Raw genomic sequence first — 8,850 nt, 5'->3', positions numbered from 1 at the left:
AAGGAGGCTTGCGTGGAGTGGTCAGAGTTAGGCGGCGTGGAACCACTCGACGGGGACCTCGTCAAGGGAGGCAGCTCCGGTGAGTACGTCGTAGGCGTAGTCGCGGTTGATGAGCTTGGAGGAGCCGTCAATGCTCACTCGGACCTGCTCGCCGCGGACGCTGACCTCCACCATGTGACCGTTGACCAGGCCGCGCGCCCGCTGGTTGGCTGCTCCGTGGCCAGTGGCGGCGAAGGGGGCACGCTTGGCGCAGGCGATGAGGAGGGTGAGGGCGGTTTCCGTGTGCATGTGTAAACAGTAGCACACGAAAGGAGGCTTGCGCAAAGGGGCCCCACGCAAGATCGGGTGTTTGCGGCTCGGCGAGGCCCCGGGGGAGGGGGCCGGGTTTCATGCCCCCACCGCCACACGCATGGCCGCCAGCCCTTCGGTCCGCTTGCGCTGGACGCCGGAGCGGCTCATCCCGCGGAGGTGGGCAATCTGGGTGTCGGGGATGGGGTCGAAACCTGCGAAGGGGTCGCGGTCGCGTACAGGCGACTCGGGTGTGCTGTCGTCGTCGTAGAAGGCGAAGCCGTAGGCGTCCTCGATCACGCCCAGGGTGGGCTCGTCCACGGCGGCGTAGGCGCGCGCCAGGGTCAGCCGGTCCTCGGTGGTCGCGTAGCTTCGCTCGCCCGTGAGGGGGGCCATCTCCGCCTCGTGCCCCCTACCTGTGAACTCGCCGACGCCGTCGTCGCTGAGTGCCTCGTAGGAGACGGAGGCGAAGGCGGATCGCACCTGGCGGAAGACCTCGCGTGACATGCCCAGCTCCACGGCCTTGTCCTCGGCGCTACCGTTCGCGCCAGCCTCACGAAGCGCCTGGAAGTAGCGCGAGCGTGTGCGCGCTGGTACGGAAAAGGTGCTGCGGAGGTGGTAGGCGTTCGCGGCCTCCATGGTTGCGCCCTTGAGGCGGGCGGCGATGCGGGTGGTGCCGTCGCATGCGGCCAGCGCCTCCATGAAGGCGACTAGGACGTTGGCGCGGGTCTCCTCGGGGTCCTCGCCCGCGTCGCGCCCTCCAGCCCGTGCGTGCTCGCGGGCGGCGATGGCGCGAAGGCCGTTGGCGTACTGGCGGAGGAGGCGAAGCTTGGCCTCCTCCGAGCCGCCCTGGGCCTCGGTGATCAGCGCCAGCTCGTCCTCCAGCGGGAGTTGCTGGAAGGGAGCCAGCTTGGCGTCGAAGACCTCGCGGAGGGTGGTGGTGAAGGAGGGCATTGGCGAGCCTTTCGGGGTATCAGTGCGGAAGGAGCTTTGCGTGAAGTTGGCACGCTGAGGGCATGGCGAGTAGCGCCCCAGCGGGGGCGTGGTTGACGCTTGGGTATCGCGCTAGGGAGTCACGCGTGGCGCTTTGGGCTAGCATACGTGCGCAAAGAACCTTGCGTGACATTGTGGCGGGCGGGCGTGTCGCCAGTACGTGCTAAGCGCGGACCCCGGCCCAGTCAGTGACCGCTGCGCGGAGTTCTTTGGCAGCCGTTACAGCCCGGGAGTGGATGTTGGCCACCTCCAGCTCGGCGGTGATGACGGCGGCGCGGACGCGGAGACGGCGGGCGTCGGCGGTGGTATCGGCAGTCGGGTTGGAGATGCCGCCCTTGCCCTTCTCGGGAGTCTCCTGCCGCGTGGAGGGTCCAGCGGGTTGGAGCCATTGGACCTCCTCGGCGTGCGCCAGGGCGTCGGCCAACTCGGTGACGCTCTCGCCCAGTGTGCGGATGGCCTCGGCGGTGGTGGGGGTGTCCATACTTTCCTTTCAGATGAGTGTGTTTACACGGCGTCCAGCTCGGCGGGGACGCCGTAGCCACTGCCCCACGAGCGCCCGTACACCTCTGGGTCGGAGACAATCGGGATGCCGTAGAAGGTGCTGTCCATGAGGCGTCCGATTTCGCGGATGACGTCCTCAGCCTCGTGAGCGTCGGCCTGTGCGATCAGCTCGTCATGCACGGGGAGGAGAAGGGTGTCTCCCAGTCCCGCGTCGAAGATGTCCACGATGGCTTGGGCGAGGAGGTCGCGCGCCGTGGACTGGACGACGTAGTTGGTCGCGGCATAGAGCCGGTCGCGGTCCAGCGGAAGGTGTCGCCCGGAGACCGTGACCACCTCCCGCTTGCCGTACTTGGCCCGGGACTGGAGACGCGCCCCGTAGCGCTTGATGCCGGGGAAGGTCTTGTCATAGGCGAGCATGGCGGGCCTCACGTCGGCCTCTGGGACGCCGGTCTGCATCGAGACCGTGGCCGCCCCGCCGCCGTAGACCTTGCCGAAGCCGATGGACTTGGCGATCTTGCGCTGCTTCTTGGTGAAGTCCGGGCCGAAGACTCGTGCGGCGGTGAAGTCGTGCAGGTCGGTGCCGGACAGGATGGCCTCTACTAGGGTCTTGTCCTGGCAAAGCGCCGCCAGGACGCGCATTTCCACTTGGGAGTAGTCGCTGGCGATGATGAGCTTGCCGGGGTCGGCGATCATGGCCCGCCGGATCGTCCAGTCACCGGAGGGGAGCTGCTGTAGCGGCGGGCGCGAGATGCTCATGCGGGCAGTGCGAGCCTGGAGCGTTCCGATGCCTGCGTGGAGGCGGTCGTCGGAGTCCTTGAGGTTCAAGAAGGCCTCGACGTAGCTCTTGCGCCATTTGCCCGCGCGCTTGGCCCGGAGGACGGCGTCCGCCAGGGGGTTGGGCTTGCGGGACTCGCGGAGATTCCAGTCCTGGTCCAGGTCGGCCAGGGGCATGAGCACGTCCTTGCCGACGGCCAGCGCGCCGCCGTCGGTTCTCTTGGTCAGCTCCTCGCCCATGGCCGCGAGGGCCTCGGCTACCTGGACTGTCGAGTTGACGTTCTCGACGCCGTAGCGCTTGGCGACGGTGCCGAAGTGGTCGGCCTCATCGGACAGGCGGGCATCCAGCTTCTCGACATAGGGCACGTCCAGTAGGACGCCCCGGCGCTCCATGGTCGTGATGAGGCCCTGGAAGTGGTGCTCGAAGGTGGACAGGTCGGAGAGGCCCATCCCCTTGATGATTTCGGCCAGCTCATCGAAGAGGCGGCGGCCCAGGAGCACGTCGAGACCGGCATACAGGACGTAGGTTGGGTGGTCGATGGGGATGTAGGCCCAGCCGTTGTCCTTGGTACAGGGCTTGCCGGTGACCGGATGCTTGATCGTGCGGAAGACGGCGTTGAGGCCCTCGGCGGTGTCGGGGGCCGTCTCGTCCACGTAGATCGCGGACAGCGGCTTGAGCGACAGGCCTGCACCGCCCTCGTGCTGCGACCGCGGGTCGATCAGGTGGGCGAAGATGCGGGTATCGAAGACGCGCGGGGCGAGGACTTCCAAAGGAACGCCGCCGTGGCGGTCAATTACCTTGAGGTCGAAGGGCGCGTTGTGCGCGGTGAAGTGGCGATCCTGCCGAAGGGTGTCCTCGATGACCTTGGGGAAGAGGTCCCAGCGGAGGACCCAGGCCTCGCGGCGGTTGCCGATCTGGAAGAGGCGGGCCTGGTAGCCGGGGGAGTAGATGTCCAGGCCGGAGGTCTCGGTGTCGATGCACAAGACCCTGTCGCCCTCGGCGAGGAAGCGCCGGTAAGCGGCTAGCTCGGCCCGGCGCTCGGGGAAGTGGATGATGCACTCCTCCCCGGCGAGCGTGTAGTGGTAGGTCTGCATTGCTGCCTCTCAGGAGTCGCGGAGGGTGCGGGCGTCGGCGGCGCACCGTCGGCAGATGGGTGCCAAGCCGTCCTTCTGGTGGGCGTTGGTGTGGAAGTTGGAGACGTGCAAGCGGCGACCACATCCGCCGATGGGAGGGCAGGTCTTCCGGTCGTCAGGGTGGGCGGCCCACCGGTCAAGGAGGACGCTGAGCGATGAGCGCGCGGCGAGGGAGCGGCGGTACTCGCGGTTCTCGAAGCGGCGCGTAACGTTCGCCTGCTGGTGAAGCTGGAGGTCTACATGCTTGGTCCGGCACTCGTGGCAGACCTTGGGCGGGCGGCCAGCGCCGGTCTCGCCCGGGTCGCGGAAGGCGCTGGGGGTGGCCTTCTCGAAGTCGCACAGTGGGCAGACGCGGGTACGAGAAACGGGCATTGCGATGCTCCAGACGTTGAGATGTGATTGGGCATGGCCCCGCCGCCACATGGCCTCTAGGAGGGCTTACGGGTATGGCGACGGGGCCGAGTGGGTCAGAGCGCGGAGAGGTCCGCGCCCGTGATGGGTGTTGCAGAGGAGTGCGCCTGGGTGCCCACTCCTGCCCGGGCGATTTCCGGGGCGGCCTGCTCGGGGTGGGCTGAGACGCGCGGCGTGCGCTTGACGCCGACGAAGACCTGGCCGACGGCCTCCTTGCGGACGTGGATGCCGCGCTCCTTGAGAGCCCCGTAGAAGGCGCGGCGGCTCCAGCCCTGGAGGTCCCGGAGGTTCTCCTCCTCGGCCCAGGATTGGAAGGCGGCCCAGAGATCAGCGCCCTTGACCTTGTGCTCCTCGTCGGCCAGCTCGAAGACGCCGGGGAGGAAGCCCTGGAGGATGTCCGAGGTGTCGCGGTACTGCTTGGATGCCTCGCGTACGGTGGCGGGGTCGCCTAGGCCGTTGGCGTACCACTCGACGGAGCCACGGACGGCCCACGCCAGGATGCCCTCGGCCTCCTCCAGGAGCTTGTCGCCCAGGCGGGCGTCGCGCTCATGGGGTGCAAACCACCGTTCCCAGTTCACGAGCTTGACGCGCCGCCAGAGGCCCTCGTCCTGGCCGCGAAACTGCGGCTCGAAGTTGGTCCCCATCTGGAGGAGGAAGGCGGGCCGGAACTCAAAAAACTCCTGCCGCATGAAGCGGGCGGCGATGAGGTCGCGCCCCGTCACGCGCTTGAGCATGGCTTCTGCCATCCGCTTGCCCTGCTCGCCCTCGGAAGCCATGACCAGGCGTGCGCCCTTGAGGGCCGCCAAGTCGTTGGGGATGCCCCCGGAGGGCTTGGACTCGAAGGTGGAGAAGGGGGTAGTGGTCGTGATTTCGCGGAAGACCTCGGTGAGGGTGTCGGTGAAGACCGACTTTCCGTTCGCTCCCTTGCCCAGGTGGATGACGAAGCACTGTTCGGTGGTGTGGCCGGTGATGCCGTACCCGATCAGGCGGCGCATGAAGTCCGGCATGGCCCGGTCGCGCGGGAACACCTCGGCCAGGAACGCCTCCCAGCGCGGGGCCTTGGCTTCGGCATGGTAGGTCAGCGAGACCTTGCGCGAGAGAAGGAGGCCCGGGTCATGTGGGCGGAGTTCGCCAGCGCGGAGGTCGATCACGCCGTTGTTGACGGCGAGAAGGTCCGGGTGCTGGTCGAAGTCGTTGATGGACGACGGGACGCCCTCCACGGCCTGGAGTTCCCGAAGCATGGAGTCGATGCCGCGGGAGGTCTGGACGTGTTGGGAGTAGCGGGTGAAGCGACCGGCGCGGGCTTTGGCGCGGTCGCGCTCCTCGTCGGTACCGCCCGCCTCCTTGGCGCTATTGGCCTCTCGGGCCAACCGCTTGACGACGTCAGCGACGGCCTGCGCGTGGGTGCGGACGGACTGCCGATCGTCAATGCGCCAGACGCCATCCTCCAGGAGTAGGAAGCCAGCCTCGGAGGTGTACTTCACGCCGGAGCTGCGCGACTTGAGGTAGTCGCGGAGGTAGCGCGCGCCGCCCAGGTCTGAGAGGGCGTAGGTGCTCTCGTCCCAGGCGAGGAGGGCCGCTTCCCGAGACTTGACCGGCTTGGCTTGGGTGATGGCCCGGATGACATCGCGGGAGAAGCCCTGCGGGTCATTGCGCCGCCAGTCCGTGAGGTCCAGGCCGTCGGCCATGCTGAGGACGCGGACGCGGATGTCGCGCTTGGAGAGGCCCTCGGCGAGGGTGGCGGAGAAGCGGCGGCCAGCCGGGTCCCCGTCGCCCGCGATGACGGCCTCACGGTCGCCGATCCAGCTCGCGACCTCGTCCAGGATGGCCGGGTTGTTTACACGGGCTGCCCCAGCGATGCCGATGGTGTCGTAGCCGAGAGTCGCGCCGGTCAGGGCGTCGCCAGGACCCTCGCAGATGAGGACCTCATCCCAGCCGGATGCGCCGGGGAAGTAGCCCAGCGGGGACCACGAGCCGTCCTCGGGAGCTTTCGGTCCCAGCCACCGCACGGCGGCGTCCTTCTCCAGGGCGCGGGCCTGGAAGCCGCGGGCGACGCCGTCGGGCGTGCGGAAAGGTACCACCAGGCGAGGGCCGCCGCCAATGTTGTCCACGAAGCCCAGGCCGAGTCGCTCGGCGTCGGTGGCGTTGATACCGAAGCGGTGCTCGGCGTAGAGGAGCGCGTCCCGTGCGGCGTTCAGCTCGCCCTCGTAGGAGTCGCCGAACGCCTCGGCGGTGGCGAGGGTGGCCTGGTAGGCGTCCAGGGTCACGGCCAACTTGGCGATGGCAGCGGGGGAGGCGGCGATGGCGGACGTGGCCTTGACGTTGCGCGGGACCTCGTCGCCAGGGGTCATCCGGGCGAGGTCGCGCATGGTCAGGCCGATGGCGGACATGACAGCGGGCGTGTCGCACATGGCGCGGCAACGCACGAGGACCTTGCCTGCCTCGGAAACGGTGACGCGGAGGGAGGCGTGGGAGTCGTTGTGGGCGGGGCAAGTCGCCAGGTAGCCGTCGGTCGTCTCCTCTACATCGGAGAGCTTCTCCAGGAGGTCAGGGAGGTGCATAAGCGGGTCCTTTCGGTAGGTCGCTGAGGAGTGGGCCTGGGTGCTTGGCGGTACCCAGGGGCGGGGCCAGGGGGAGATACCGCCCGGAGGGGCGGAGCTGCCCAGAGACGACGAAGGCCCCCGCCTCGGAGTGAGGTCGGGGGCCAGGGGGTGAGGTCAGACGCCGCCCGGGACCTGGAGCGCGGACAGGAGCCGCGCGAAGGTGGAGAGGTCCATGACCGCGTAGCCGTCGGCGATGGGCTTTCCGGGTCGCTTGATGAAGGCGATGCCGTAGGGCTGGCCAGCTCGCGGGGCCTGGACGTTGGCACCCGCGACGCCGTCGCGGAGCGCGGAGGCGATGTCCTTGTAGGCCTTGCACTGGCCTACGAAGGGGTCGATGCCGTGGATGTCGCCGGTATCGAGCTGTCCGGTCTGCGCGACGCGGCGCGCGGGGATGCCGTGCTCCTGGAGGTACTTGACCACGGCGGACTCATAGTCGGTGCCCTTGCGCTTGGCGGCGTTAGCCACGCGGCGCTCCTGTCTTGGAGGCGTTGCGGTTCGCCGTGTCGAAGGCGCGCGTCGCCGGAGAGTGCGCGCCCGGGCTGATGTAGTTCTGGACCGTCTCGCGGGCGATGATGCGGGCGACCTCCGGGGAGACGACGACAGCGCGGACGACGAGTCCCTGGACGCTGGCGGCGTTCAGCGGCGTGGCGATGCGGTAGTTCACCACGCCTAGCACCTCGGCGTAGGCGACGCCCGCGGAGATGGTCGTCGCTAGGATCAGGAGCGGGGCGGCGGTCATCGTGCCCACTCCACGAGCTTGTCGGGGACGAAGCCGCCCCAGGCGTCCAGCTCGGTCGTGCCCACGCCACCCTCTTCCTGGGTGACGATGACGTAGGGGGTCTGGCGGACGCCGCGGGCCTCCAGCATGGCGACGGCGGAGGCGTTGGCCGGGTCGGTCACGTCCACGCTGAGATAGCGGCGGAGCGCGCCGTCGGTGGTGAGGGCGTCCAGCTTGCGCTTGGTGGCGTTGCACTGCTGGCACGCGGGGCGCGCGTCCTCGGGCTTGGTGTAAACGGTGATGAGAGGGGGGTAGAGCATGGGGTCCTTTTCAGAGACGACGAAGGCCCCCGCCCTGGCGATGAAAAGCCAGGACAGGGGCGGATGGGGTCGGGGTTACTTGAACGCTGCGCGGAGGAGACCGATGATGAGCCACCACGCGACGACGCCAACGGCGACCACTCCCGTCAGCGCCAGGCCGGTGAAGCCCAGCGCCGGGAAGATCAGCAAGCCCAGCAGGACCGGCACGCCGACGTACAGCACGAGCGACATCACCAGCGCGAGCACCATGATCGCAACGAACGCCGCGCCCATGCCCTTGGCCAGGATCACGCTGCCACCTCGGTGTCGATGACCGGTGCTGCGCCCAGGACCTCGATCTCCGTGGCGGTGTAGCTCACCATCTTCCCCTTGCGCTCGCCCGTCTTGGCCTTGAAGGAGACCGGCACGAGCTTGAGTCGGAGGAGCGCCGGACCGCCGACGTTCTCGATCTGGCTTTCGATGTCCTCGGCGGCGAGGAAGTGCGCCAGGCCCCACGAGTTGGACTTGAGGACGAAGAGGCCCAGGTTCGGGTCCTCAGCCAGGCGGAAGGTCAGCTCGGCGGACGGGTTCGCCCCGTAGGCCTTCTTGTCCTTGCGCTCCTGGAAGGTGAGGTCCGCGTCCGGGTCGCGCTCCTCGGTCGGGTGTCCGGCGTCGTCCAGGATGAACTCGCCATCCGAGATGTAGACCGGCTTGCGGTCGCGACCCCAGAGGATCATCCGCTGGCGGATGGCCTTGGCACTCTCCACGATGACGTCGATGGCGGTGGCGTCGGTGAACGCCTGAAGGTTGCGCTCGGACTTGGTCTCCCACTCCTCGGGAGCCTCGCCGCCGAACAGCTCGTGGACGCGCTCGGCCACGTCGGGGTCGCCGGTCGTGATGCGCCACTCCTCCAGGGAGGCGGGCTGGCCGTCCAGGGAGTAGCCAGAGTGGACCTGGCCCACGAAGTCATCGGAGAAGCGCTGACGCGGCTTGGGCTGGTTCTCGGGGTCGGTTCCGAAAATCTTGAGTGCCATGTGGTGTGTCTGTCCTTGTCAGGTTGGGTAGACCCCGGTCAGGGGGGCGTGTCGGAGTGACAAGGAGGAGTGCGCCCAGGTGGCGGGTGGTGCCC

At 68.4% G+C, this 8,850-nt stretch carries 11 protein-coding genes; all 11 read right to left on the bottom strand.

Going from position 1 to position 8,850, the window contains the following annotated elements; all coding sequences use genetic code 11:
• Positions 1-27: 27 nt before the first annotated feature.
• Positions 28-288 carry a hypothetical protein gene (locus J2Y69_RS16770; protein ID WP_310022891.1) on the bottom strand — a complete coding sequence of 87 codons (261 nt, stop codon included), beginning with the start codon at positions 286-288 and terminating at the stop codon, positions 28-30.
• Between the two features lie 99 nt (positions 289-387).
• Entirely contained in the window at positions 388-1,242 is an 855-nt protein-coding gene (locus J2Y69_RS16765; RefSeq protein ID WP_310022889.1) for a hypothetical protein, read from the bottom strand.
• Positions 1,243-1,444: 202 nt separating this feature from the next.
• Positions 1,445-1,762 carry a DUF7169 domain-containing protein gene (locus J2Y69_RS16760; RefSeq protein ID WP_310022888.1) on the bottom strand — a complete coding sequence of 106 codons (318 nt, stop codon included), beginning with the start codon at positions 1,760-1,762 and terminating at the stop codon, positions 1,445-1,447.
• A gap of 23 nt (positions 1,763-1,785) precedes the next feature.
• Complete coding sequence (locus tag J2Y69_RS16755; RefSeq protein ID WP_310022887.1) at positions 1,786-3,651, bottom strand: DNA polymerase; 1,866 nt, start codon at positions 3,649-3,651, stop codon at positions 1,786-1,788.
• 9 nt (positions 3,652-3,660) lie between these two features.
• Entirely contained in the window at positions 3,661-4,062 is a 402-nt protein-coding gene (locus J2Y69_RS16750; RefSeq protein ID WP_310022886.1) for a hypothetical protein, read from the bottom strand.
• Between the two features lie 95 nt (positions 4,063-4,157).
• Positions 4,158-6,662: a phage/plasmid primase, P4 family gene (locus tag J2Y69_RS16745; RefSeq protein ID WP_310022884.1), complete on the bottom strand. Its 2,505-nt coding sequence runs from the start codon at positions 6,660-6,662 to the stop codon at positions 4,158-4,160.
• Positions 6,663-6,818: 156 nt separating this feature from the next.
• A complete protein-coding gene (locus J2Y69_RS16740; RefSeq protein WP_310022882.1) occupies positions 6,819-7,169 on the bottom strand; it encodes a hypothetical protein in 351 nt (116 codons plus the stop codon).
• The gene (locus J2Y69_RS16735; protein ID WP_310022881.1) at positions 7,162-7,443 is read right to left on the bottom strand and encodes a hypothetical protein; all 282 of its coding nucleotides are present in this window, start codon (positions 7,441-7,443) and stop codon (positions 7,162-7,164) included. The genes J2Y69_RS16740 and J2Y69_RS16735 overlap by 8 nt, the downstream gene beginning before the upstream one ends.
• Positions 7,440-7,742 carry a glutaredoxin family protein gene (locus J2Y69_RS16730; RefSeq protein ID WP_310022879.1) on the bottom strand — a complete coding sequence of 101 codons (303 nt, stop codon included), beginning with the start codon at positions 7,740-7,742 and terminating at the stop codon, positions 7,440-7,442. The genes J2Y69_RS16735 and J2Y69_RS16730 overlap by 4 nt, the downstream gene beginning before the upstream one ends.
• 75 nt (positions 7,743-7,817) lie before the next feature.
• Complete coding sequence (locus tag J2Y69_RS16725) at positions 7,818-8,033, bottom strand: hypothetical protein (RefSeq protein WP_310022877.1); 216 nt, start codon at positions 8,031-8,033, stop codon at positions 7,818-7,820.
• Positions 8,030-8,755, bottom strand: coding sequence for a recombination directionality factor (locus tag J2Y69_RS16720; protein WP_310022876.1), 726 nt, complete (start codon positions 8,753-8,755; stop codon positions 8,030-8,032). Before J2Y69_RS16720 ends, J2Y69_RS16725 begins: the two co-directional genes overlap by 4 nt.
• Between the last annotated feature and the right edge of the window lie 95 nt (positions 8,756-8,850).

Origin of the sequence: Microbacterium resistens, from assembly GCF_031456305.1 — a bacterium.
GTDB lineage: Bacteria > Actinomycetota > Actinomycetes > Actinomycetales > Microbacteriaceae > Microbacterium > Microbacterium resistens_A.
Note: the sequence above shows the minus strand (reverse complement) of the source record. Positions and strands in the feature narration are given on the sequence as shown.

Excerpts from the sequence above, each read along its gene's own strand:
- J2Y69_RS16770 (WP_310022891.1), bottom strand. The coding sequence starts at position 288 with ATGCACACGGAAACCGCCCTCACCCTCCTCATCGCCTGCGCCAAGCGT.
- J2Y69_RS16765 (WP_310022889.1), bottom strand. The coding sequence starts at position 1,242 with ATGCCCTCCTTCACCACCACCCTCCGCGAGGTCTTCGACGCCAAGCTG.
- J2Y69_RS16760 (WP_310022888.1), bottom strand. The coding sequence starts at position 1,762 with ATGGACACCCCCACCACCGCCGAGGCCATCCGCACACTGGGCGAGAGC.
- J2Y69_RS16755 (WP_310022887.1), bottom strand. The coding sequence starts at position 3,651 with ATGCAGACCTACCACTACACGCTCGCCGGGGAGGAGTGCATCATCCAC.
- J2Y69_RS16750 (WP_310022886.1), bottom strand. The coding sequence starts at position 4,062 with ATGCCCGTTTCTCGTACCCGCGTCTGCCCACTGTGCGACTTCGAGAAG.
- J2Y69_RS16745 (WP_310022884.1), bottom strand. The coding sequence starts at position 6,662 with ATGCACCTCCCTGACCTCCTGGAGAAGCTCTCCGATGTAGAGGAGACG.
- J2Y69_RS16735 (WP_310022881.1), bottom strand. The coding sequence starts at position 7,443 with ATGACCGCCGCCCCGCTCCTGATCCTAGCGACGACCATCTCCGCGGGC.
- J2Y69_RS16730 (WP_310022879.1), bottom strand. The coding sequence starts at position 7,742 with ATGCTCTACCCCCCTCTCATCACCGTTTACACCAAGCCCGAGGACGCG.
- J2Y69_RS16720 (WP_310022876.1), bottom strand. The coding sequence starts at position 8,755 with ATGGCACTCAAGATTTTCGGAACCGACCCCGAGAACCAGCCCAAGCCG.